The organism is Ralstonia nicotianae, from assembly GCF_018243235.1.
Taxonomy (GTDB): domain Bacteria; phylum Pseudomonadota; class Gammaproteobacteria; order Burkholderiales; family Burkholderiaceae; genus Ralstonia; species Ralstonia nicotianae.
The window spans coordinates 340,484-362,864 of the sequence record NZ_CP046674.1 but is presented as its reverse complement, the minus strand read 5'-3'; the positions used below and the strand labels follow the sequence as shown (position 1 = coordinate 362,864).

Below are 22,381 nucleotides of genomic sequence, written 5' to 3'. Positions count from 1 at the left end.
ATTGTATATCCAGGAGGCCTACGCGGCCCGATCCGCCGGCGGCGTCCACTGGTACGCCCAGGTCTCCGACAGCGGCCGGTCGCCGGATTGCAGCGTCAGTTGCAGTTCGATGGGCGCGTTGCCGGCATCCGGCACCAGGTCGAACATCGCGCGCACGCCGTCGATGCTGGCCAGCGGCCGGGCCGAGACGATCTCCACGCGCCCGCGCGAGACGCGGATGACGGGCTCGACGGCGGCGCGGCCGGGCTGGCCCAGTTCGCCGCCGGCGAAATCGATCACGAAGCGCCACGAGAAATGCCTGCGCGGCTGCCCGACGATGCCGCCGATGCCGGTGCGCGTGGCCACCACGCGCGCCAGCGGCGGCGCCACCGGGGGCTGGGCGCCCCAACTCAGCCGGTAGCCGAAGGCCAGCTCCTGGCCGGCCTGCGGCGCCACGGCCGGCCGCCAGAAGGCGACGATGTTGTCGAAGGTCTCGTCGGCAGCGGACAGCTCGACCAGTTCCACCGCGCCCTCGCCCCAGCCGTGCGCGGGCTCGACCCAGACGCTGGGGCGCTTTTCGTAGAACACCCCGTCGTCCTGATAGTGATCCGGGTTGCGGTCGCGCTGCAGCAGGCCGAAGCCGCGCGGGCCATCGTCGGCGAAGCGCTGGCTGCGCAGCGCGGGCGGGTTGGCCAGCGGCCGCCAGATCCATTCGCCCGAGCCGCGCCAGATGGCCAGCCCGTCGGAATCGTGGATCTCCGGGCGCCAGTCGGAAGCGCGCCAGCGGCGGGCCGCGCTCTGGCGATCCCCCGCGCGGTCGGTGCGGTCGTTCTCGCCGTACAGGAACATGCTGGTCAGCGGCGCGATGCCGAGCCGCTCGATCGGCTTGCGCACGAACAGCGTGGCCTGCACGTCCATCACCAGCGTGTCGCCGGGGCGGATGTCGAAGCGGTAGGCGCCGGCCACGCTGGGGGCATCGAGCAGCGCATAGACGCGCAGCGTGTCCGCTTCGGGCGCCGGGCGCACCAGCCAGAATTCAGTGAAGTCGGGAAACTCCTCGGCCCGCCGCAGGCCGGTGTCGATCGCCAGCCCGCGCGCGGACATGCCGTACTGCCACTGCCCGCCCACCGCGCGGAAATAGCTCGCGCCGAGGAAGGCGGCGACGTCGCGCGTCGGGTCGGCGCGTGTGGTCAGACGGAAGCCGGCGAAGCCGAGGTCCGCGGGCAGCGCGGCATGGTCGAGCCCGCTCTTGCCGTAGTCGAACATGGCCGGGTCGTAGGCGATGACGCGCGACTGGCCGCACGCCACCTCGTGCATGCGCACCGGCGACTTGAAAAACAGGCCCAGATGGAAGAATCTTGCGTCAAACGGCAGGGACTGCCCGGCCCACAGGGCATGGTCGGCACGAGCGCCGATCGATTGGTAGGCATCCCACCCGAGCGCGGCCAGCGGTGGCGGCAATGCCGTGTTGCGCTTGCGGTAGGGCCCCGCCGCAAGGGCGCGCGCGCGCCGGCGCAGCCAGGCTTCGTCGAAGGGTTCCGTCGCGGCGGACGCCGGCGACACGGCCGATGCAGTGCTAGGTGTTAACCCTGGCGCCAGCGCCAAAAATCCGGCGGCCAACTGCTTGAGAAGATCGCGGCGGTGCATGGGTCGTGGCGGAAAGCCGTCATGGCGATGACGCATGTTCGCACAAACCCGCGCCCAGCAAGGATCCGGATGTTTGCTTTCAATCGACCCACAACCCTGGGATGGAGTCGGTTATTGAAATTGGGCCGCGTAGCGTCCCCCCGCCAGTTGGCGCACAATCTAGGCCCGCCGGCGCTGTATCGCCGGCTTTCGCCATGACAGTCCCGGCGCACATGCTTCCATCGTTCTCGACGTCCGTCCTACCTGGCACCATCGAACTGCCCGACGCGGCTGCCGCGCTGGAGGCGTTCGCCCGCCATTACGACGATGTCCTGCTGCCGATGTGGCTCGGTCCGGGCTGGAACGCGCGGGCCGGCCTGTGCTACGAGGCGCTGGTCGCCGAGGGCGACCGCCTGGTGCCGGCCACCACGTCGCGCTACCGCGCCATGGCGTGCGCCCGGCAGCTGTACACGTTCGCCCGCGCAAGCGTGCTGTCCAAGCGGCATGCCGCGGTTTGCGCCGAGCGCGCCGCGGCGCTGTGCCATGCGCTGGACACGCGCTTCCGCGACACGATCCACGGCGGCTGGCTGTTCGCCATCGACAGCGCGCTGGCGCCGCAGGACACCACCAAGGACCTGTACACGCACGCCTTCGTGCTGTTCGCCGCCGCGCACTGGCTAGCCGTGAGCGACGATCCGCGCGCCGCGGCGCTGATGGAAGAGGCGCATGACGTCGTCTCCCGCCGCTTTGCGCGCGAGGGCGCCATGCCGCTGCCGGTGGCCGCCATGGACGCGGCCTTCGCCGCGCCGCTGGCCGGCGTCGAGCAGAACCCGGTGATGCACCTGACCGAAGCCTACCTGGCCGCGGCCGCCCTGCCCGATGCGCCCGCCTGGGCCGAGGCCGGCGTGCACGCGCTGGCCGAAGGCATGGCCGCGCGCTTCATCGATGCGCGCACCGGCTGCATCGCCGAACTGCCGGTCGACCAGGCCGACACGGACAACCGCATCGAACCCGGTCACCAGTTCGAATGGTTTTACCTGGTGCGCGCGCACGCCGACGTGTTCACCCGCTCCGAGCCCGGCCGGCAGCTGGCCGACACGCTGGGCCGCGCGGTCGACACCGCCTGCCGCCTGGGCGTGGACGCCAAGACCCAGGGCGTCTGCCTGTCGCTGGAACTGGATGGCGGCATGCGCGACGCCAGCCAGCGCATCTGGGCACAGACCGAATATGGTCGCGCGCTGTCGCTGTGCAGCGAAACCCACGGCACGCTGCTGGCCAGCACGCTGTCGCTGTGGTCGGCGCGCTTCCTCCATGAGCGTGGCTGGCATGAGGTGATCGACGCGACGGGCCGGCGCCTGCGCGACGACATGCCCTCCAGCACGCCATACCACATCACGACTTTCTACGAGGCGGTCCGCGCTGCACTGGCGGCCCGCCCGACTGTTGTACCCCAAGCTGTTGAGTGAGACATCCATGCATACCCACAACCCCAACGAATCCAAGGCCCGTTCCATCTTCCGGGTGGTCAGCGGTAACTTCCTGGAGATGTACGACTTCATGGTCTACGGCTACTACGCCAAGGCCATCGCGGACACCTTCTTCCCGGCCGACAACGAGTTCCTCTCGCTGATGCTGTCGCTGGTGACCTTCGGCGTCGGCTTCCTGATGCGGCCGCTGGGCGCGCTGATCCTGGGCGCCTACATCGACCGCCACGGCCGCCGCGCCGGCCTGATCCTGACGCTGGGGCTGATGGCCTGCGGCACGCTGCTGATCGCGCTGGTGCCGGGCTATGCCACGATCGGCCTGGCGGCGCCGCTGCTGGTGCTGATCGGCCGCCTGCTGCAAGGCTTCTCGGCCGGCGTGGAGCTGGGCGGGGTGTCGGTCTACCTGGCGGAAATCTCGACGCCGGGCCGCAAGGGCTTCTTCGTGAGCTGGCAATCGGCCAGCCAGCAGGTGGCGGTGATGTTCGCCGCGCTGCTGGGCGTGCTGCTGTCGTTCCAGCTCTCGCCCAAGGAAATGGGTGAGTGGGGCTGGCGCGTGCCGTTCCTGGTCGGCTGCCTGATCGTGCCGTTCCTGTTCCTCATCCGCCGCTCGCTGCAGGAGACGGAGGAGTTCAAGCAGCGCAAGCACCGTCCGGCGCTGGGCGAGATCTTCCGCTCGATGGGCGAGAACTGGCGCCTGGTGGGCGCGGGCACGCTGCTGGTGGTGATGACCACGGTGTCGTTCTACCTGATCACGGCCTACACGCCGACCTTCGGCAAGAGCGTGCTGCACCTGTCGAACCTCGACAGCCTGATCGTCACGCTGTGCGTGGGCGCCTCCAACTTCTTCTGGCTGCCGGTGATGGGCTCGGTGTCCGACCGCATCGGCCGCCGCCCGCTGCTGATCACCTTCACCGCGCTGACGCTGCTGACGGCCTATCCGGCGATGCAGTGGCTGATCGCCGAGCCGTCGTTCGGCCGCCTGCTGGCCGTGGAGCTGTGGCTGTCGTTCCTGTACGGCAGCTATAACGGCGCGATGGTGGTGACGCTCACCGAGATCATGCCGCCGGCAGTGCGCACCACCGGGTTCTCGCTGGCCTACAGCCTGGCGACCGCCATCTTCGGCGGCTTCACCCCGGCCATCGCCACCTGGCTGATCCACGCTACCGGCAACAAGGCCATGCCGGGCCTGTGGCTGTCCTTCGCCGCCATCTGCGGCCTGGTCGCCACGCTGATCGTGGTCAAGCCGGCGGGCCGCCACGTGCACACCACCGTGACGACCGCCTGACCTTCGCACGCAACGCCCGGGCAAGCCGGGCGGCATCGCTGCGCCGGAGCGCCGCGGCTTTCTTTGCCGCACGCGCACGGCGCCGCGCGCAACGCTGATGACGGCCCTCTCCGGGGGCCGTGCCTGGCCGGCGAACCGGCCCGGCGCATCCCATCCCCTTCCGCCCATCCGCATGCATCGGCACCGAACCGGACGCCGGGCGGCTGGCGCATCTCGAAGCACGCCACCACAGCGCGCATTTGCCGCATTGACTTGCTGCGGCGCATCACGTCACTGACTGCCTGTCTTCCGGTGCCCGCCTGCCACATGCCGGCGCGCCATCCCTGCGCTGAACCGGCGTAACGCCTGATCCTGGACGGATCGTGGGGTCATTCCGCACCGTCACGCCCGGTTCCCGTCCGCGCAACAACACCCCCCTTCGTGCCGCACCGCACCATCGCTTTCTGTGAGACGATCCCGGCCGGGCGGGCTGGCTCGCCTGACCGTTGTACCAAGCTGTTCTGTCAAACGTCATGCATACCCACAACCCTAACGAATCCAAAGCCCGCGCCATCTTCCGGGTCGTCAGCGGCAACTTCCTCGAGATGTTCGACTTCATGGTCTACGGCTACTACGCCACGGCCATTGCAGCGACGTTCTTCCCCGCAGGCAACGCCTTCCTGTCGCTGATGTTATCGCTGATGACCTTCGGCGCCGGCTTCCTGATGCGGCCGCTGGGCGCGATCGTCCTGGGCGCCTACATCGACCGCCACGGCCGCCGCGCCGGCCTGATCCTGACGCTGGTGCTGATGGCCTGCGGCACGATGCTGATCGCGCTGGTGCCGGGCTACGGCACCATCGGCCTGGCCGCGCCGCTGCTGGTGCTGATCGGCCGCCTGCTGCAAGGCTTCTCGGCCGGCGGCGAGCCGGGCGGGGTCTCGGTCTACCTGTCGGAAATCGCGACGCCGGGCCGCAAAGGCTTCTACGTGAGCTGGCAGTCCGGCAGCCAGCAGGTGGCGGTGATGTTCGCCGCGCTGCTGGGCGTGCTGCTGTCGTTCAAGCTCTCGCCCAAGGAAATGGGCGAATGGGGCTGGCGCGTGCCGTTCCTGATCGGCTGCCTGATCGTGCCGTTCCTGTTCTTCATCCGCCGCTCGCTGCGCGAGACGGAGGAGTTCGAGCAGCGCAAGCACCGCCCGACCATGGGCGAGCTGCTCCGCTCGATGGGCGAGAACTGGCGCCTCGCGGGCGCAGGCACGCTGCTGGCCGTGATGACCACGGTGTCGTTCTACCTGATCACAGCCTACACGCCGACCTTCGGCCGGAACGTGCTGCACATGTCGGATTTCGACAGCCTGATCGTCACGCTGTGCGTGGGCGCGTCCAACCTCATCTGGCTGCCGGTGATGGGCTCGCTGTCCGACCGCATCGGCCGCCGCACGCCGCTGATCGTCTTCAGCGCGCTGACGCTGTTGACGGCCTACCCGGCCATGACGTGGCTGATCGCCGAGCCGTCGTTCGGCCGCCTGCTGGCGGTGGAGCTGTGGCTGTCGTTCCTGTACGGCGGCTACAACGGCGCCATGATCGTCACGCTCACCGAGATCATGCCGCCGCAGCTGCGCACCACGGGCTTCTCGCTGGCCTACAGCCTGGCGACCGCCATCTTCGGCGGCTTCACCCCGGCCATCGCCACCGGGCTGATCCACGCCACCGGCAACAAGGCCATGCCTGGCCTGTGGCTGTCCTTCGCCGCCATCTGCGGCCTGGTCGCCACGCTGACGGTGGTCAAGCCGCAGCCCCGTCCCGCCGCCATGCCAGACCCTCTGCTCGAGCCGTAACGCGCCGAGAAACCCCAGTCACCCGGCGCACCGCCGCCGGGTGCCCGCCGGCAGACCGCTGCCGGCGGATCGCCTGACCTCACGGGCGCCGCCTCCGGCGCCCGCGCAGCGCCTACTGGATCACCAGGCCGTTCGGCCCCACCACGCCCAGCTCGACATAGTGCGAACCGGGGCGGCTGCGATCGGTGAAATCCACCGTGAACCCGCCGCCGACGTCGTAGTCGCGCAGCCCCGCCAGCGCATGCTGCACCTGCTCGCGGGTCGGCTTCGGGCCCGCGCGGCGGATCGCCTCGGCCAGCACCTTGGCCGCCACGAATCCCTCCACCGCCCGGAACGACAGTTCGACGTCCGTCGCGCCCACCGCCGCGCGGGCCCGGTTGAACTCGCGGATCACCGGGTGCACGCTCTTGCCCGGGTTCGGCATCACCAACGCCAGCGAATAACCGCGCACCGCATCGAGCCCGGCGATCTTCTGCAGGATGCCCGGATCGATGGACGACAGCCCGAGCAACTGCGCCCCACCACCCCGCTCCCGGTACTGCCGGACGAACTGGCCCGCCGGCGCGGCGGTGGCGCCCAGGAAAATCGCCTGCGCGTCGGCGGCCAGCAGCTTGTCCACTGCCGGGCCCACGCTCGCGGTGTTGCGCGGATACGAGGCCATGGCGGCAATCGGCAGCCCGTGCGCCTTGAGCGTGCGCTCGACGCCGGCGATGGCCTCCTTGCCCAGCGCATCGTCCTGGTACAGCACGCCGATGCGCGTGATGCCGATCGTCACCAGCGCGGTGATCATCTTGTCGATCTCCTGCCGGTAGCTCGCCTTGATGGGGAACACCAGCGGGTCGCCGGTCATGCTGGACGCGCCGGTGGCCGGCCCGACCAGCGGCAACCGGGCCTCGGCCAGCACGCCCTCGCGCATCAGCGCCTCGACGTTGGCGGTGCCGACCACGGTGAGCAGCGCGACCGGGTTGTCGACCTTGGCCATGTCGCGCACGTTGCGCACGGTCTGCTCGACCTTCTGCTCGTCGTCGCGGGCGACCAGGCGGACGGTCTCGCCGTGGATGCCGCCGTTCAGGTTGAGCCAGTCGAAGTACAGCCGGGCGCCGGCATTCAGCGCGTGCCCGGTGACGGCCTGCGAGCCGGACAGCGGCAATGACTGGATGACGCTGATGTCGGCCTGGGCGACCGATGCCGCCAACCCGGCGCAAAGCGCGAACGCGACGGCCGCCAGCCGGCGCAGCCGAGTCCCCCGCCGACTGCGCGTGTGATTTCCCATTTGCATTTGAACACCCTTCTCCGGCGTGGCCATGGGGCCTGCACGGTGTCTCATCGAGACCGCCCGGGCGGGTGGTCCGCTTTGTCGTTCTGCTACGCCAACGCGGCGCGGCCCCCTAGCCTGCCATCGACACCCCGGCGGCGACAAGTCCCGTCCACGCATTTACACTCGTTTCGTCCCACCTGTCGCAAAACCGCCATGCCCGCCCAGCGCCTGCTGCCGACCGATCTCGAAGGACGCATCCCGCCCTCGCCGGCCCATCCGGTGCGGCTGTACACGCGGCAGATGCAGGCCAACAGCCGCTTCCCGCGCCACACGCACGCCTGGGCCCAGGTCGCCTACAGCCATACCGGCGTGCTGCGCGTGCAGGCCGGCGACACGGCCTGGGTGGTGCCGCCATCACGCGCCATCTGGATTCCGCCCGGCATCGAGCACGAGGTGTGGGTGGTGGAGGCCGCCTTCCTGCGCACGCTCTACGTCGATCCCTCGGTGGTGACGGGCACGCTCGCGCAATGCCGGGTAATGGAGGTGTCGCCGCTGCTGCGCGAGCTGATCGCCGCGATGGATGTGCGCCGGCCGCTCTCGGCGGCCCGCGAGCAGGCCGTGGCCACGCTGATCCTCGACGAGCTGCACCGCAGCGCGCCCCTGCCGCTGGACCTGCCGATGCCGACCGACAAGCGCCTGCGCGCGCTGTGCGAACGGGTGATGGCCGATCCTGGCACGCCGCTGACCTTCGATGCGCTGGCGCGCGAGGTCGGCGCCAGCACCCGCACGCTGGCCCGGCGTTTCCGGGACGAGCTGGGCGTGAATTTTTCGCAGTGGCGCCAGCAGGCGGTGCTGGCCAGCGCGATCCCGCTGATGTCGCAGGGCCTGCCGCTGTCGCGCATCGCGCAGGCGCTGGGCTACAACAGCCAGAGCGCGTTCTCGGCGATGTTCCGGCGCGCCTTCGGCCAGAGCCCGAGCGCGTTCCTGCACCGGCCGGGGCCGGAGGCGCAGGCCGCGTGATGCCGCGGGCCTACTGCATCGGCAGCGGCATCGCCGGCAGCAGCAGGACAAAGCGGGCGCCGCCCGAGCCGCCCGTATCGAGCCGCACCTCGCCGCCGTGCACCAGCGCGATCCGCCGCACGATCGCCAGGCCCAGGCCGAAGCCGCCGGTATGGCGGTCGCGGCTGGCGTCGAGCCGGTAGAACGGCTCGAACACGCGCGCGCGCTCGGCGGCGGGAATGCCGGGGCCATCGTCTTCCACCGTCAGGCACAGGCTGCCGTAGGTGCCGGCCTCGGCGCGCACGGTGATGGCCTGGCGCGCATAGCGCATGGCATTGCGGATCAGGTTGAGCAGCGCGCGCGCGACCAGGCGCGGATCGCAGACGTGGTGCGCCGGTGCGAAATCGGCGTGGACGGCGAGCGTGAGCTGCCGGTCGGCCACATCGTCGGCGATGTTGGCGACGACGCTGTCGAGCCATTCGCCGACCGTCACGCGCATCAGCACCAGGTGCGTGGCGCCCTGCTCCAGCCGGCTCAGCGCCAGCAGCTCCGTGACCAGCTCGTCGAGTTCGCGCACATCGCTGCGCAGGGCATCGAAGCGGGCCTTGCGCTGGTCTTCCGGCACCGGCGACTGCAACAGCGCGATGCCGAACTCCAGCCGCGCGATCGGCGTCTTCAGCTCGTGCGAGATGCCGTTCATCATCTCGCGCTGGTGCTGGATCGAGCCCTGGATGCGCTCGGCCATGTCGTTGAACTGCCGCGCGAGCGCATGAACGTTGGAGCCCCGCCGCAGGTGCGCGCGCGTGGACAGCATGCCGCCGCCAAAGCCGCGCGCCGCCTCCTCCAGGGCGCGCAGGTCGCGCCACAGCAGCCAGCTCCAGAACAGGATCGGCAGCAGCGTGGCGATGGCAATGAGGCAGAAGGCGATGATCTTGATGGCGGTGTAATAGCCGATGTCTTCAAAGCGTGCATGCAGCACGGTGCCGTCGCGCAACGGCAGGTAGTAATCCATGCGGTTGGTCATCACAACCAGCTTGCCATCGGCTAGGTCGCGCCGCTGCTCGGTGCTCAGATCGGCGACCGTATCGGGCTCAACCATGTCGAACAGCTCTGTCGCGTTGTTGTTGAGGCGCTGGATGGCCGTGGCGCGAGCCTCGCCGGGAAAGCGATCGAGATACTCCCGCAACAGGAAGACGTAACCCTTGCGCCCCTCGCGCTGGCCCTGCGTCAGGGTGTCGTGGAACAGCCAGCCGGCCGACCAACTGAGCGCCTGGACGGCAATCGCGCCGGCCACCAGCATCATGAGCGATAGCTTCAGCGTTGAGCGGAACATGCGGTGTCACTCCTCCCACGCCGAGGGGCTGAACAGATAGCCGCGCCCCCAGATCGTCTTGATCTTGTGCGGCTCGGGCGAGGCGTCGCCGAAGCGGCGGCGCAGGCGCGAGATGCCGGAGTCGACGGTACGGTCCAGCCCGTCGAATTCGATGCCGCGCAGCTGCTTGAGGATGTCGTCGCGGCTGAGCACGGTGCCGGCCGCGCGCGCCAGGATCAACAGCAGGTTGAACTCGGCCGTCTTCAGCTCGACCGGCTGACCGCGCCAGGTGACGGTGCGGTTGGGCGGCGAGATGGCAAGCTCGCCGAACACCAGCGTATCGTCGCGCGGGGTGGCGGGCTCGGCGGCCGGCATGGCGGACGCCACGCGGCGCAGCAAGGCGCGGGCGCGCGCCACCAGCAGGCGCGGCTCGACCGGCTTGAGCACATAGTCGTCGGCGCCGATCTCCAGGCCCGCGACCTGGTCGTAGGTATCGACACGCGCCGTCAGGATCAGCACCGGCACGCGCGAGAACGCGCGGATGCGCCGGCACACCTCCATGCCGTCCATGTGCGGCAGCATCAGGTCGAGGATCACCAGCGCCGGCCGATGCTCGCGCACGGCCGCGACCGCGATGTCGCCGCGCCGGACCACCTCGACCGTGAATTCGTAGTTGCCCAGATATTCGCTGACCAGCTGCGCCAGGCGATCGTCGTCCTCGATCAGCAGCACCCTGGTCTTGAGCGGCGCCTCGGCCATCGCCCACACCCCGTTTTCTTGCAATGACGCGCAGTGTATGTCGGCGGGCCCGCGGGCGGATGGCCGCGCGAAACTTGCGCACACTCGCGCACAATTGCGCACAACTTCCCGGCAATTTCCAGACAGACGGGCGCGCGGCACCCCGTCAGACTGCGGGCTCTCTCTCCAAGGGGTCCCCGCCGTGCGCAAACGTCTGTCCATCTCCTCTCTCGTCCTGCTGCCTGGCATCTGGCTGGCGCCGTTGCCGGCCGTTGCCGACGCGCCGTCGTATTCGGTGTCGCTCAATGCCGGCGTGATGCCGCGCTATCAGGGCAGCAAGCACTACACCGCCACCGTCATGCCGGGTTTCCGGGCCGATTTCGGCAACGGCTTCTTCATCGATCCGACACGCGGCGGCGCGGGCTACAACATGCGCTTCGCGAACGGCATGTTCGCTTCGGCCGCCGTGTCGTACGACCCGGGCCGCGCCGACGAAAACCGCTACGGCCGCCCCGGTTCGGACGACCTGCGCGGGATGGGCAACATCAAGGGATCGTTCCTGGGCGTGCTCACGGTGGGCAGCCGGATCGTCGGCGAGACGACCGCCAGCGCGACGCTGGAGCTGCCGATCAGCAACCGCGACCGCGGCTGGTCCGCTCACGTGGATCTGGCCGCGCCGATCTACAGCCAGGGCGCCGACAAGATCACCGTGAGCCCGAGCCTGCATTTCGGCTCGCGCAAATACATGCAGACCTATTTCGGCGTGACGCCGCAGCAGGCGGCCGACAGCGGCTTCGCGCCGTACACCGCCGACAGCGGCCTGCAGGCGGCCTCGCTGACGGTGGCGTGGAAGCACACGTTCTCGCGCCAGTGGGCGGTGCAGACGGCGGTCGGCACCACGCGCCTGCTGGGCAACGCCGCCAAGAGCCCGATTGTGCAGAACAAGCAGGGCTACTTCGCCGGCACCGGCATCGTCTATACGTTCTGAGCGTCGCGGGGCCGCGCCAGGGCGTCGAGCCAGGCGACGGTCTCCCGCCACCACGGCGCGCCGGACGCCGCGCGGAAAAGCACCCCATGTAGCCGACCGCCGCGCCGAGGATGGGAGCGGTGCGCCACGCGGTGAAGCGGATCCTCGACAAGCTGGCGCCCGACCCGGCGATCGTGCTCGACCGCTTCCGGCACATCCTCGATGCCAACACCGCACACCGGCGGACGAGGCATCACGGCTGGCGCTGGAGCGTATGACCCTGTAACAAACCTTGCGTTGCAACGAGAATCATTCTCATTTATATTGATCGGTCGATTTTGCCTTGCCTTCGGCGGCTTTCTGTCGCCCTCCGTGCTGCACCATGACCGATCTGTCCCGTCCCCCGCTGTCCGCTCATCCCGTTGCCGCCAAGCGTCCGGCGCGCGGCGAGCACGTCGCCAACCGCCGCGCCACCCTGGTGCGTTGGCTGCGCAAGACGCACGGCTGGTTCGGCCTGTGGGGCGCGGTGATGGGGCTGATCTTCGGCGTCTCGGGCATCTGGCTGAACCACCGGGCAGTGATGAAGCTGCCAGTGGCGCAGCAGAAGACCACCTCGCAGATCGCCCTGTCCGATCCCGTGCCCGCCACACCCGACGCCATGGGCGCATGGCTGCAACAGGCGCTGGGCCTGCCGGAGGCGCCACGACGCGTGCGGGTCAAGCCGGCCCAGCCGGTGCCGTGGGCCGAGCGCGGCGGCAAGAGCGACAAGAGCGAAGCACGCCACGACGCCTCCGCCGCCAAGCCGCTGATGCAGCCCGAGCAATGGACCTTCGATTTCGACGCCGCCGTCACGCAGATCCAGGTGGAGTACTGGGCCGGCAACCGCTCGGCCAGCGTGCGCCAGACCGACAACGGCCTCCTCGGCACGCTGATCAGCCTGCACCTGGGCCGGGGCATGACGGTGCCGTGGCTCCTGCTGGTCGATACGCTGGCCGGGTGCCTGATCTTCCTGTCGCTGTCGGGCCTGGCGCTGTGGGTGCTGACCACCAAGCGGCGCACCGTCGGCTGGACGATCTTCGGGCTCGGCAGCCTGCTGGCCATCGGGCTGGCGGTGGCCCGGCTGTAGCCCGCGAGGCCGGCCGCGTCAGGCCGGCGCGGCGGGCGGCGACTGCGGCACCGGCGCAGGGTCGGCATCGCCCGGCAGGGCGCCCGCGCGTGCCATCCACTGCTCCAGCGCGGGCGACGGACGCAGCACCGTGCCCGGCATCGCCAGCGGCACGCCGGCCGCATCGAACCCCTCCTTGAGCACCACGTTGAAGGCGCGCAGCACATCAGCCTGCTTCTGCGGCCGCGTCTTGAAGCGCCCCTTGACGATCATCGCGCCGCCCTCGAAGCGATCCAGCCCGAACACCTCGGGCACGCCGATCAGGATGCGCTCGAAGCGGACATCCCCGGCGGTGCGGGCAGCGGCCTCGCGCACCAGGTCGATGGCCTGCCTGGGGTCGGCGTCCATCGCCACGCGCACTTCGAAATCGGCGAACGAGTAATCGCGCGACAGGTTGCGCACGGTCTTGATCTGGCTGAACGGAATCGAGTGGATGGCCCCGACGCCGTCGCGCAGCCGCACGGTGCGGATGGTCAGGCTGATGACGGTGCCGGTGGCCACGCCCACGTCCACCGTATCGCCCACGCTGATGGTGTCTTCCATCAGGATGAAGATGCCGGTGATCAGATCCTGCGCCAGCGACTGCGCGCCGAACCCCACCGCCAGGCCGATCACCCCGGCGCCGGCCACCAGCGGCGTCACGTTCACGCCCAAGTTGGCCAGCACGCCGATGCCGGCAGTCACCACCAGCGTCACCTTCAGGCCGTTGCGCAACAGCGGCAAGATGGTGCGCGCCCGCGTGCTCGGCTGCAGGCGCGCGCGTCCGCCGGCGGGCGACAGCGCCTGCAGGATGGCGGTATCGAGCAGGATCCACGCCAGCCAGGTGGAGAACACCGTGCCGATCAGCCCGACCAGCGCATCGGCGATACGGCGGCCGTTGACCGAACTGCGCAGCAGCTCCGCCAGCGTGTGGCCCCACACCCGCGTCACCAGCTCGAGAAACGCCACCCAGATGGCCAGCTGCACCAGCGCCGAGAAGAAATGCTTGAGCCGCTCGAGATACGGCGACGTGCGCCCGAACCGCACGTGCAGGTGCCAGTGCGCGCGCGGCCGCACCACGGCCGACAGCAGGAAGGCCGCCGCCAGCAGCAGCGAGGTCATCACCGCGCGCCGCGACACCACGTCGACGTTGTCCGGCAGGGCCAGCGTCGCCAGCACGGTGGCGCCGGCCAGCACCACCACCGGCACCGGCCAGAGCACCGCGACCGCGCGGCGGAACTGGTTGCCCGTATGCTGGCCGTTGCGCTGCTCGAACGAACGGTTGGCGATCAGCTGGCCGATCGGGCGGCGCAACCACAGCGCGCCCGCCGCCAGCATCAGCGACGAGGCGGCATTGCAGACCGTCGCCAGCAGCAGGCTCAGCGCGCCGCCGAGCACCAGCGCAACCCGCGGATCGACCAGCGCATCGCCGCATGCGCCCAGGCTGGCCGCCACAAAGATCGGCCACATGCCGCGCCGGAGCAGGAGCTCCACCGCCACGCGCCGGTGCGCGCTGCCGGCAAACAGCGAGAACAGCATCGCCACGGCGGCCGTCACGATCGCCCCCCACACGATGGCGTAAGCCAGCACCAGCGCGAGCACGAAGCCCGGTGTCGCCTCGTGCTCCAGGCGCATCAGCACGGCGAACGATGCCGCCCACGGACCGATCTTGCGCAGCGCATCGACGAACAGCGCGCGCGTGGTCGGATGCGGCCCGAGGCCCGCCTTCAGCCCGAACACGCGGCGGATGCCCCAGCCCAGCCCCAGCAGCCCGCCGGCGATGGCCGCCCAGACGGCGACGGTGCCGGCGAAATCGGCCAGCACGCGCAGGCGCCGCTCGGGGGCGGCGAGCAGGCTGAGGTTGTCGTCGGCGGCTTCGACGCGGTGCAGCCAGTAGCGCGGCGCGCCAGCCTCGGCATCGGCCTGCAGCGAGCCGTTTTCGATCAGCGAGGCAACCGCCCCCAGCAACCCGGGCGCCTGCTGGGCCTGGGCGGTCTGCTGCGCGGCCATGCCGTCGCGCAATTGCTTGAGTTGGCCGAGGAGCGCGGTGCGCTGCTGGTCGCTGTCGAGCAGCGTGATGACGGCGTCGAGCGAGGCGCGCGTCTGCTCGGGCGTGGCCACGGGGCTCGAAGCGCTGCCGGTGGCCGACGGCAGCCCGGCCAGCTTGGCAAAGGAGGCGGGCGCCGCGCCGGCACCGCCCGACATGCAAAACAACAGCAGGAACACGGCCGGCGACAGCCGCTGCATCAACAGCAGGAGGAAAGTGCGCATGATGAGCAACCCGATCGTGCAGGCACGGACCCTGGCACGATACGCGAATTCCCTGCCGGGGCGTCAATCCCGGCGTCCGGTGAAGCGCGCGGTGTCAGCGCGCGACGCCCGGCGGCAACGGCGCGCGCCGCCACAGCCATGCGGCCGTCAGCAGGGCGCAGGCCAGCATCGCCGTCACCAGCGCCACCACACCAGGCCAGCCCCACCGCGCGTAGAGCTTGCCGCCCGCCGTGCCGGCGATGCTCGAGCCGAGGTAGTACGCCAGCAGGTACAGCGCCGCCGCCTGTCCCTTGGCCCGCCTGGCACGGCGCCCGACCCAGCCGCTCGCCACCGCGTGCGCGCCGAAGAAACCGAAGGTCAGCAGCGCGATGCCGCCGATCACCAGCCCCAGCGGCATCGCCAGCGTCATCAACACGCCCGCCGACATCGCCGCCGTGCCGGCCAGCAGCACCCGGCCCCGGCCATGCCGATCGGCCAGTCGCCCGAACCAGGTCGATGCACCGATGCCCAGCAGGTACACCATGAAGATCGCCCCGACCGCCGAATGGCTCAGTGCATACGGCGCGCTCAGCAGCCGGTAGCTGGCGTAGTTGTAGATCGTGACAAAGCCGCCCATCAGCAGGAAGGCCATGGCGAACAGCGCACGCAGGCCGGGCTCGCGCAGGTGCTCGGCGAGCGTATCGAAGAGATCGGCGAGCGCCACACCCCGGCGCGGCGCGAACCGGCGCGACGGCGGCAGCAGCCAGGCAAAGGCCAGCGCCGCCAGCAGGCACAGCGCCCCGATGAAGCCCATGGCGACGCGCCAGCCGGCGTAGTCGGCCACCATGCCGGTCAGCACGCGCCCGGCCATGCCGCCGAAAGCGGTGCCGCCCACGTACAGCCCCATCGCCATGCCCAGGCCCTGCGGATGCACCTCTTCGGCCAGATAGGCCATCGCCACCGCCGGCACACCGCCCAGCACGACGCCGAGCACCGCGCGCGTGGCCAGCAGCCCCTGCCAGCCGGGCAGCACGGCCGCCGCCACCGTCAGCGCCGAGGACAGCACCAGCGAAACGCCCATCAGCGTCTTGCGGTGGATCGACTCCGACAGCAGCCCCGCGAACAGGATGGCGAAGGCCAGCAGCATCGTCGTGGCCGACAGCACCAGGCTCGTCTGCGCGGGGGACAGGCCGAAGTCGTGCCCCAGCAGCGGCATCAGCGGCTGCACGCAATACAACAGCGAGAAGGTCGAGAAGCCGGCGGCGAACAGCGCCAGGTTGGCCCGGCGATACCCCGGCGAGCCGCGCACCAGCCAGCGCGCCGGATCGGCGGGCTCCATCGTGGCGTGGGTGACGTGGGCGGTGGTGGGGACGGGCGTGGCGGACGAGCTGGCGGGAGCGTTCACGGCTGGCGATTCCAGGAGGACCGCCTATTATCGTTCGCAGCCGCGCGTTCCGCACCGCAGCGCGCCATGCGGCATCGCGCTCGCTGTCTGGCGGACAGGTCATCCAGAAATGGCCGGCCCATCGACCTCACCGACTTCTTCGGCCCGCACCATGCAGACCACGCTCTACTACTGGCCCGAAATCCAGGGTCGCGGCGAATTCGTCCGGCTCGCGCTGGAGCAGGCCGGCGTGCCCTACGCCGACATCGGCCGCGAGGACGAAGCCGCCATCGAACGCTTTCTCGACGATGCCGGCATCGCCACGCCGCCGTTCGCGCCGCCCTTCCTCGTGGCCGGCAAGCTGGTGATCCCGCAGACGGCCAACATCCTGCTCTACCTGGGCCAGCACTACGGGCTGGCGCCGCAGGATGAGGCCGGCGGCCTGTGGACGCACGGCCTGCAGCTGACCATCGCCGATTTCGTGGTGGAGATCCACGACACGCACCACCCCATCGCGTCCGGCGACTACTACGAAGACCAGCAGGACGAAGCGCGCCGCCGCACGGCGGATTTCCTCGCCAACCGCGCACCCAAGTTCCTGTGGTATTTCGAGCGCGTGCTGGCGCGCAACCCGGCCGGCCCGACCTGGGCCGTGCGCGACGCGCTGACGTATGTCGACCTGTCGCTGTTCCAGATCGTGGCGGGCCTGCGCTATGCCTTTCCGCGCCACATGCAGCGGTGGGAGGCGCGGCTGCCGCATCTGGCGGCACTGCACGGGCGGGTGGCCGCGCTGCCGCGCATCGCGGCGTACCTGGCGTCACCTCGGCGCATTCCGTTCAACACGATGGGCATCTTCCGGCACTACCCGGAGCTGGATGCGCTGACATGATCCGCCCGGCGCGCGGCCGGGGTCCGTCAGGGCATATCGGGTGCGCTTGCCGCCCCTGAAGCCGGCGCGGCGCCCGCTAGACGGCACCGGACGGCTTCGAGCGCGGTCGGCCAGCTGTCGATCGCCTGCAGGTCGTGAATGTCCTGCAGGTCGATCAGCAGTTCGACCACGCGATCGTCATCGACATCGACACCGGACCGCCGCAGCGCGCACGACAGCGGATCGTTGCCCGGCACCCGCAGCAGGCTCACGCCGAGTCCCTCGATATCGGCCCGGTAGTGCGCGTCGTCGATCAGCGCGCCGATGCCGCAGCGCCGGTTGCTCGGGCCACGGTAGCGCGGCTCGCCGTCCGCATCCTCGGAGCGGCATTGCTGGGCGAGCAGGTGGGCACGCACACGCTCGAACAGGTCCTTGATGGCGAGGCGCGTCGCCTTCCCTTCCATGGCGGTCATCTGCTCTGTGATGATCGGGTCGGTGATCGGGGCGGACCGCTCAGAACGCGTCGACCACGGCGCCGCTCAGGCCGAACTGGCGCGCGATCGAGTGCAGGCGCTCCTTCCATTCCCAGGTGCCGAACACGTCATGGGCGTTCTGCAGCTTGGACAGCAGCTCCACGGTGTCGCGGTCGTCCACATCGATGCGGGCCTTCTTGAGCGCGCGGCGCAGCGCCGTGACGCCGGCATCCATGTAGCGCGGGATCTCGTTGGCTGGCTTGAGGATGTAGCGCACCGGCACGCTTTCCATCGACGTGGTGTAGTCGCGCACGCCGATCAGGTTACCGATCGGGCAGCAGCGGCCGCCCTGGCCGTGGTACGCGGCCCCACCACGCGGCAGGATGGCGGCGCCGCCCTGCCCGAACAGATGGCGGACGGCCCCGTCATAGATTTCCTGTTTGCTGAGATACGCTTTGGTCTTCATTTTTGATGTGCCCCTGACCCCTGGTCTTTCTGCGCACGCCGCCGATTCGCTTCCGGTCTGACTGCGAGGACAGGCCGATCCGTACGACCTATCTTGGTTCAGGATGCACCAGAACCATGGACCGAGAAAGCGTGGGAATGTAAGTCATTTTTACCGTTTGCTTTTCCGCAACGGATTGCCCGCAAAGGTGCGCCGGACAACGCTTTGCGGGTGATTCGCAGCCTACGCGCAAGGGGTCGGGCAAACGGTGTCGATGTGGCCGCGCGACAGCGCGTGCGGCATCGTGCGCGCGCGTGGCGCCGGCGTCGTAGGCGGGGTGCCTACATCCCGTTGTCGGACTCCGGATGTCCGAGACAGAAGCCGCGGCGATCGTGATGCGCGCACATCGGCATCACTTCATAGCCAGCCGCGCGCAGTAGCACCGCGCGCGCGGCGACCTCGACCGGGGGCAGGGGCGCCCCGGTGGCGCTGTCCCGCACCAGCCGGCCCAGTTGACCAAAGGGCTGGCGCAGCAGATGTTCCAGATCCAGCGAACCGCAATACCGCAGCATCACATCACCTACAAGACTTCCCGCGCGGTCTTGCGATCGCGCAGCGTTACATCGACTCGTCCACCAGCTCGGGCAAGGTCACCAGCGCTTCGCACAGGCGCGCATGGGCGGCGCGCTGCGACCAGATGGCCTCGACCAGGGCGGCCACCAACTGCTCTCGCGGCACGCGGTTCACCAGGTCGTCGCGCGACCATCCGGACCGCCGCTGCACGCTGCACATCGCCTCCTGCACCTCGGTGCGCCATCGGGCGCCGACTCGCTGTTTCATGTTGTTCTCGCTGATCGGTCTGACGCGGCGCAAAGCGGGCCCAGGCCGGCTACGGCTGCGTTCGGGAAGGGATGGCGGAATCGGTTCCGCTCTTGCTTCATGACAACGGCATGCCGGGCGGAAACTTGATTGCCTGGGCCAGTAATTCCGCGCGCTCCCCCGGACGGTTTCCCCCAACGGGCGCAGCAACTTCCCGGCACGCCGGGAGCCCAATCTTTTCCGCCCCCGGCTCGCCCCGCCAAGGAGGTCCCGCTTGAATCCGTCCGCTTTCCTGTCGCGCCGCCTGCCGGCGCTGGCCCTGCTGGCCCTGCTGGCCCTGCTGACACCGACCGTCGCCGCCGGCCATGGCGAGGGCGACCTGCGCCGCTTCATGCACGGCATCGGCGCGGTGCCCGCCGCCGCGGCCGGCACGATGAACGTGTTCTTCAGCAGCTCCGGCCTGCCGCCGCGCGGCCCGGACCGCAACGGCAACTGGCCGCACGATGTGTACGTCGCCCTGTGGCACGCGGATTCGGGCGTGCTCGATGCGCCGCGCGTGTTCATCCGGAAACCCGAGGCGCAGGAACCGGTGACCGTGGCGCGCAATCGCGCCGGACAGGTCATGGTGTCGTTCGAAGACGGCTGGAACGCGCCGGAAAACGTGACCCAGCGCTTCGGCATCTACGACACCTCGCTGCGCCCCATCAAGCCGTATCCGCAGCAGGTGGAATCGGGCGGGCATTCCGGCCACGTGGCGGCGGTGGGCGAGCGCTTCGTGGTGTTCTATTCGGACGGCTGGATCGAGGGCGGCGGCGTCGACAATCTCGGCAGCGGCAACGGGGTCTACGTGAAGGTCTACGACGGACACGGCCACCGGCTGCGCGACATCGATATCGCCCACGCGCGCCGCGAGTGGTGGCCCATGATCGCCGGCGGCGACACGCGCGCGCTGCTGGCCTGGCAGCAATTCGTGCCGGGGCGCACCGATGCCGACCTGAAGATCGCGGTGCTGGACCCCGCCAGCGGCCGCGTCATCGGCGAACGCGTGCTGCGCGAACGCCTGCAGTACTACACCTACAGCGTCGCCTGGCTGCCGTCGGTCGAACGCTTCCTGCTGGTCGGGACGGCGCAGGGACATGGCTTTGCCGAGTTGATCGATAACGACGGCAAGGTGCGCGCGTCCATCTCCTGCATGCCGGCCTCGGTGCGGGAAGCCGCCATCGCGATCAACGGGCGCACGGCATACACGCCCGCCGCCGACGGCCGGCTACTGCAGCTGCAGGCCGGCCCCGACACCCTCACGCTCGCCGGCACGCTGATGGACACAGCCGGCAAGCCCGCGGACTGGCGCCCGATCGGCAGCATCGGACTGGTGCAGACTTCCGGCGCGCTCGACTGGCTGTCGCTGACGGAACAGGGGCTGGAACAGTTGCGCTTCGACCCCGCCAGGGTCCAGCCAGCCAATGCGATCGACCAGTGCCGCTAGGGTCGGGCTGGGCCCCGGGCCGTGGCGCCCGACGCGGCGGTCAGCGCGCGCAGCCGCACCCGCCCATGCCAGCGCGCCCGCACGGTCTCGGCCACCGGCGCCGCGTGGTCCGCCAATGACGGCGGCAGGATCAGATCGACCTCCACCCCGCCCTCGACGTAGTGCAGCAGGCAATGCCGTGCATCAAGCGGCGTGCCCGGCGGCAGCGCCTGCGCCAGCACGGCGCACAGCGCATCGCGGTCGGGCAGCGGCAGCGGATCGGTGTAGACCCGCTCGCGCGGATCGACGTGGAGCTGCACGTCGAGCACCGCCATCGCCGTATGGGCCGCCAGCACATTGGCGCGCGCGCGCACCGCGATCGCGTGCCCCTCGCTGACGGAGACGCGCGGATCCACTTCGATGTGCGCGTCGACCAGGGCCTGGTCGCCCGTCACGCGCGTGCGCAGGTCGTGGACATTGATCACGCCCGGCGTGGCCGCCAGGCTGGCGCGGATGGCCTGCACCTGCGCGGGCGGCAGCGCGCGGTCCATCAGATCGTTGAGCGCCTCCCAGCCGAACCGGATGCCCACCCGGCCGATCATCGCGCCCACCACGCAGGCCGCCACCGGATCCAGCCAGCGGAACCCCATCAGGTTGCCCGCCACGCCGACCGCCGCCACCAGCGATGACACCGCGTCCGAGCGCGCGTGCCACGCGTTGGCGACCAGCATGCGCGAACCGATGCGCCTGGCCACCGCCAGCATGTAGCGGAACAGCCCCTCCTTGGCGGCCAGCGCCGCCAGCGCCACCCACAGGGCCAGCCCATGCACCGGCGCCGCACCGTGCGGCGCGCTCAGGCTCGCGAGCGCCGACCAGATCATGCCGGCGCCGGCGGCCATCAACAGCAGGCCCAAGCCGAGCGATGCGGCGTTTTCATAGCGCGCATGGCCGTACTGGTGGTCTTCGTCCGGCCCCTTGTGGCTGTTGCGGTTGGCGATGAAAACGATGCCATCGGCGATCAGGTCCGACAGCGTGTGCAGCCCGTCCGCCACCAGCCCCTGCGAGTGCGACCACAGCCCGGCCGCGATCTGCCCGGCCGACAGCGCGCAGTTGACCGCCGCGCTGACCAGCGTGGTGCGCTCCGCGTGCTGTCTGCGGGCATCGGCCGGGATGGCGGGCGGCGAGGAAGACGTCATGGACGGAAAAGGAGAACGAGGGAACAGGCGCGAGGACATTGTGCCACGCAGCCCCGCCGGCACAGCGCCGCCCCGCCTTACGTTCCGTCCGCACGAATCAGAGTTTTCCGATAGGCCGACCGCACCGGTTGCGCGATGCTTGCCCGATCCAGCGGCAAATGGGTTGCCGCGCGTTCTGTCCGTTCCGGAGACTTCTCGACATGCAGGCCCCCGTCCGATTCGCGATCGCAGACGATCATCCCGGCGTGGTGGCCGCCGTGCGGCATCTCGTCTGCCGCGTCGAGGGCTTCGAAGTGGTCGGCGAAGCCACCAGCGCGGATGGACTGCTCGCCCTGCTGGGGGGCGTGCACTGCGATGTGGTCATCACCGACTACGCCATGCCGGCCAGCCGCCACGGCGACGGCATCGTCCTGCTCGAATTCCTGCTGCGGCGCCATCCCGGGGTGCGCGTCGTGGTGCTGACCATGCTGGAAACCCACGCGGTGGTGGACCGCATGCTGCGCGCCGGCATTCGGGTCATCGCCAGCAAGGCCGACAGCCCGCACCATATCCTGGAGGGCGTCCATGCCGCGCTGGCAGGCCGCGCCTACCTGTCGCCACGGTTCGGGCCCCGGCTGGACAGCGCCCACCCCGGACACGCCCCCGACGACCACGGCGCGCTCGATCGGCTCGGCAAGCGCGAACTCGAAGTCCTGCGCATGTATGTCGGCGGCGAGACCGTCAGCGAGATCGCCAGGCGGCTCAACCGCAGCGTCAAAACGATCAGCGCGCAGAAGCAGAAGAGCATGCGCAAGCTCAGGCTGGCCACCGAGGCGGCGCTGTTCGACTTCGCCGCGCAGCATGGCCTGCTCGGCACCACCGGGCGCTGAGCAACG

The 22,381-nt window shown here is 70.0% G+C and carries 21 protein-coding genes; 10 read left to right on the top strand and 11 right to left on the bottom strand.

Features of this window, described 5'->3' with window-relative positions; translation table 11 throughout:
• Positions 1 to 18: 18 nt before the first annotated feature.
• Positions 19 to 1,626: an OpgD/OpgG family glucan biosynthesis protein gene (locus GO999_RS01585; RefSeq protein ID WP_211906500.1), complete on the bottom strand. Its 1,608-nt coding sequence runs from the start codon at positions 1,624 to 1,626 to the stop codon at positions 19 to 21.
• Between the two features lie 212 nt (positions 1,627 to 1,838).
• On the opposite strand from GO999_RS01585, the gene GO999_RS01580 reads away from it, so the two are divergent.
• The 3 genes from GO999_RS01580 (at position 1,839) to GO999_RS01570 (ending at position 6,188) form a co-directional block, all read left to right on the top strand.
• Complete coding sequence (locus GO999_RS01580; RefSeq protein ID WP_231679073.1) at positions 1,839 to 3,071, top strand: AGE family epimerase/isomerase; 1,233 nt, start codon at positions 1,839 to 1,841, stop codon at positions 3,069 to 3,071.
• Positions 3,072 to 3,078: 7 nt separating this feature from the next.
• A complete protein-coding gene (locus GO999_RS01575; RefSeq protein WP_011002952.1) occupies positions 3,079 to 4,374 on the top strand; it encodes an MFS transporter in 1,296 nt (431 codons plus the stop codon).
• Positions 4,375 to 4,886: 512 nt separating this feature from the next.
• On the top strand, positions 4,887 to 6,188 hold the full coding sequence (locus tag GO999_RS01570) for an MFS transporter (protein WP_011002953.1): 1,302 nt from the start codon (positions 4,887 to 4,889) through the stop codon (positions 6,186 to 6,188).
• A gap of 112 nt (positions 6,189 to 6,300) precedes the next feature.
• Here GO999_RS01570 and GO999_RS01565 read toward each other — a convergent pair whose 3' ends face one another.
• The gene (locus GO999_RS01565; RefSeq protein ID WP_211906499.1) at positions 6,301 to 7,467 is read right to left on the bottom strand and encodes an ABC transporter substrate-binding protein; all 1,167 of its coding nucleotides are present in this window, start codon (positions 7,465 to 7,467) and stop codon (positions 6,301 to 6,303) included.
• Between the two features lie 192 nt (positions 7,468 to 7,659).
• On the opposite strand from GO999_RS01565, the gene GO999_RS01560 reads away from it, so the two are divergent.
• Positions 7,660 to 8,466, top strand: coding sequence for an AraC family transcriptional regulator (locus GO999_RS01560; protein ID WP_016727953.1), 807 nt, complete (start codon positions 7,660 to 7,662; stop codon positions 8,464 to 8,466).
• A 10-nt stretch (positions 8,467 to 8,476) separates the two neighbouring features.
• Here the strand turns inward: GO999_RS01560 and GO999_RS01555 are convergent, their stop codons facing one another.
• Both GO999_RS01555 and GO999_RS01550 read right to left on the bottom strand, forming a co-directional pair.
• Positions 8,477 to 9,778 carry an ATP-binding protein gene (locus GO999_RS01555; RefSeq protein WP_021155139.1) on the bottom strand — a complete coding sequence of 434 codons (1,302 nt, stop codon included), beginning with the start codon at positions 9,776 to 9,778 and terminating at the stop codon, positions 8,477 to 8,479.
• 6 nt (positions 9,779 to 9,784) lie between these two features.
• A complete protein-coding gene (locus GO999_RS01550) occupies positions 9,785 to 10,516 on the bottom strand; it encodes a response regulator (protein ID WP_011002957.1) in 732 nt (243 codons plus the stop codon).
• A gap of 181 nt (positions 10,517 to 10,697) precedes the next feature.
• On the opposite strand from GO999_RS01550, the gene GO999_RS01545 reads away from it, so the two are divergent.
• The 3 genes from GO999_RS01545 to GO999_RS01535 all read left to right on the top strand — a co-directional run bounded on the left by GO999_RS01545 (position 10,698) and on the right by GO999_RS01535 (position 12,588).
• On the top strand, positions 10,698 to 11,483 hold the full coding sequence (locus GO999_RS01545) for a MipA/OmpV family protein (protein WP_011002958.1): 786 nt from the start codon (positions 10,698 to 10,700) through the stop codon (positions 11,481 to 11,483).
• Positions 11,484 to 11,614: 131 nt separating this feature from the next.
• Positions 11,615 to 11,740 (top strand): hypothetical protein, encoded by a 126-nt coding sequence (locus GO999_RS24930; RefSeq protein WP_249264487.1) that lies wholly within the window; start codon positions 11,615 to 11,617, stop codon positions 11,738 to 11,740.
• A 104-nt stretch (positions 11,741 to 11,844) separates the two neighbouring features.
• Entirely contained in the window at positions 11,845 to 12,588 is a 744-nt protein-coding gene (locus GO999_RS01535; RefSeq protein WP_016725161.1) for a PepSY-associated TM helix domain-containing protein, read from the top strand.
• An 18-nt stretch (positions 12,589 to 12,606) separates the two neighbouring features.
• Here GO999_RS01535 and GO999_RS01530 read toward each other — a convergent pair whose 3' ends face one another.
• Both GO999_RS01530 and GO999_RS01525 read right to left on the bottom strand, forming a co-directional pair.
• Positions 12,607 to 14,877 carry a mechanosensitive ion channel family protein gene (locus tag GO999_RS01530; protein WP_011002961.1) on the bottom strand — a complete coding sequence of 757 codons (2,271 nt, stop codon included), beginning with the start codon at positions 14,875 to 14,877 and terminating at the stop codon, positions 12,607 to 12,609.
• A 94-nt stretch (positions 14,878 to 14,971) separates the two neighbouring features.
• A complete protein-coding gene (locus GO999_RS01525) occupies positions 14,972 to 16,261 on the bottom strand; it encodes an MFS transporter (protein WP_211906498.1) in 1,290 nt (429 codons plus the stop codon).
• 151 nt (positions 16,262 to 16,412) lie between these two features.
• On the opposite strand from GO999_RS01525, the gene GO999_RS01520 reads away from it, so the two are divergent.
• On the top strand, positions 16,413 to 17,129 hold the full coding sequence (locus GO999_RS01520; RefSeq protein WP_011002963.1) for a glutathione S-transferase: 717 nt from the start codon (positions 16,413 to 16,415) through the stop codon (positions 17,127 to 17,129).
• A gap of 26 nt (positions 17,130 to 17,155) precedes the next feature.
• Here the strand turns inward: GO999_RS01520 and GO999_RS01515 are convergent, their stop codons facing one another.
• From GO999_RS01515 to GO999_RS01500, 4 genes are all read right to left on the bottom strand, one after another.
• Positions 17,156 to 17,572: a hypothetical protein gene (locus GO999_RS01515; protein WP_029240410.1), complete on the bottom strand. Its 417-nt coding sequence runs from the start codon at positions 17,570 to 17,572 to the stop codon at positions 17,156 to 17,158.
• Between the two features lie 49 nt (positions 17,573 to 17,621).
• The gene (locus GO999_RS01510; RefSeq protein WP_011002965.1) at positions 17,622 to 18,047 is read right to left on the bottom strand and encodes a hypothetical protein; all 426 of its coding nucleotides are present in this window, start codon (positions 18,045 to 18,047) and stop codon (positions 17,622 to 17,624) included.
• A 320-nt stretch (positions 18,048 to 18,367) separates the two neighbouring features.
• A complete protein-coding gene (locus tag GO999_RS01505; RefSeq protein WP_011002966.1) occupies positions 18,368 to 18,598 on the bottom strand; it encodes a hypothetical protein in 231 nt (76 codons plus the stop codon).
• Positions 18,599 to 18,644: 46 nt separating this feature from the next.
• Positions 18,645 to 18,866 (bottom strand): hypothetical protein, encoded by a 222-nt coding sequence (locus GO999_RS01500; RefSeq protein WP_019718930.1) that lies wholly within the window; start codon positions 18,864 to 18,866, stop codon positions 18,645 to 18,647.
• A 253-nt stretch (positions 18,867 to 19,119) separates the two neighbouring features.
• Between GO999_RS01500 and GO999_RS01495 the strand changes: the two genes are divergently transcribed.
• On the top strand, positions 19,120 to 20,331 hold the full coding sequence (locus GO999_RS01495) for a hypothetical protein (RefSeq protein ID WP_211906497.1): 1,212 nt from the start codon (positions 19,120 to 19,122) through the stop codon (positions 20,329 to 20,331).
• On the opposite strand, the gene GO999_RS01490 is transcribed toward GO999_RS01495, so the two are convergent.
• On the bottom strand, positions 20,328 to 21,506 hold the full coding sequence (locus GO999_RS01490; protein ID WP_016727323.1) for a cation diffusion facilitator family transporter: 1,179 nt from the start codon (positions 21,504 to 21,506) through the stop codon (positions 20,328 to 20,330). The genes GO999_RS01495 and GO999_RS01490 overlap by 4 nt on opposite strands.
• A 200-nt stretch (positions 21,507 to 21,706) precedes the next feature.
• Between GO999_RS01490 and GO999_RS01485 the strand changes: the two genes are divergently transcribed.
• A complete protein-coding gene (locus GO999_RS01485; protein ID WP_211906496.1) occupies positions 21,707 to 22,375 on the top strand; it encodes a response regulator in 669 nt (222 codons plus the stop codon).
• Positions 22,376 to 22,381 lie beyond the last annotated feature (6 nt).